This is a genomic window from Shewanella sp. SM29 (genome assembly GCF_025654245.1).
In the GTDB taxonomy this organism is placed as follows: Bacteria; Pseudomonadota; Gammaproteobacteria; order Enterobacterales; family Shewanellaceae; genus Shewanella; species Shewanella oncorhynchi.
In genome coordinates, this window is record NZ_JAKKRN010000076.1 from 1 (window position 1) to 1,319 (window position 1,319).

The following is a 1,319-nucleotide window of genomic DNA, read 5'->3' on the forward strand; positions in this document are numbered from 1 at the left end:
CTGGGGGATCCCCTCATAATTGAGGTTTTCCAGCGTCATGAACTAAGTTTATATATTCGATTAATGCCCAGCGAAAAATTGTCTCCTTTACCGGATATTTGTCTCTTTTGCGTACTTCCTTTCCAAGTCTAACAATTGATAGCACAGCCTGCTTTCTCACTGTATTGGCTTGAAAATATCTTTGCCATCCAAGGTGTTGTGCCGCTAACCCAATACACCACAACACGATTTCAGCCAGCATAGAGATGAGCAGCAATACATCATATCGCTTTGGACAACGGCTGCGGCTTTGTCTAAGGCCCATGCCATATTGCGGACTTTTTAAATCGCGGAAGGTTTCTTCAATTTGCATTCGCTTAGCATATAAATCGACGACCTTTGAAGGGCCAAAGTAGTCCGGAGGTAGATTTGTTGCGAGTAGCCAAGGCTCTTTACTCCCTGAGCTGTAACTCTTTTGTGCGGTGTGATTTCGCCCAGCTTTAGAAGAACGCTTATCCTTACGCAGCTTAGGTTTAGCTTTAAACAAGTGCAGGTAACATTGTAGCGGAGACTTGCGCGCTAACTTGACGCTACCCATGTATTTCGCGGTTGAATTCGCTTTAGGATAGAGGGATTTATTTGACTGCCATGATGTTTGGCCGTTGAGCATAAAACTGACATCACCACGAACTCTACCTAGCCAAAACCAGCCATGGCGCTCGACTTCCCTAAACCAAGTATTGCGATAACCTGCATCGGTGACGATGAGCGGGCAGCATCCTGGCGGCAATACGTTAGCAAGCTCAGCTAAGAAAGCGTTATGACTGCGTGGGGCATTGTAATCTTCAAACAGAAAAGTGCGTTCGTACAACGTAATGGAGCGACCTTTAACACTGATTGATGCGCGTAAGGTCATCATTCGCAGTTGTTCGCGCACATCAGACCAATCCACAAGAATAATGGGCATCGGATTTGAGCCGCAGAGATACTGTGCATGCCATTGATAAATAGCGAACTTATCTTTGACAACATGTAGATTTCCGAGCAGTCGGTCAATACGCTTGATATTGTGTTTTGGTGCAACGTTACCCGTTATGTTCCGTCCTAACTGGGTTAACGAGAGTTGATTGCCATCGAGTAAAGACTCAGTAGCAACCATCAGAGAATTAAGGCGTTTTTGGTGTATTTGAGGGCATTGTTTTTTGAGTAAATCGTGTAATATGTCGATATCACGCATGATGTTGGATCTAGTAGGTTTTTGGCGAAATTGATTAGATCAAACAGCATCATGCGTGTCTACTTATTTGAATCCCATCGAATTTATGTGGGGATTCGCTAGA

At 44.4% G+C, this 1,319-nt stretch carries 1 protein-coding gene; it reads right to left on the reverse strand.

Annotation, left to right across the window (positions count from 1 at the left end; translation table 11 throughout):
- Window positions 1–13 precede the first annotated feature (13 nt).
- Window positions 14–1,216 carry an IS4 family transposase gene (locus L5L77_RS22485; RefSeq protein WP_263187185.1) on the reverse strand — a complete coding sequence of 401 codons (1,203 nt, stop codon included), beginning with the start codon at window positions 1,214–1,216 and terminating at the stop codon, window positions 14–16.
- Between the last annotated feature and the right edge of the window lie 103 nt (window positions 1,217–1,319).

Coding starts and splice junctions, on each gene's coding strand:
- L5L77_RS22485 (WP_263187185.1), bottom strand. CDS start 1,216: ATGCGTGATATCGACATATTACACGATTTACTCAAAAAACAATGCCCT.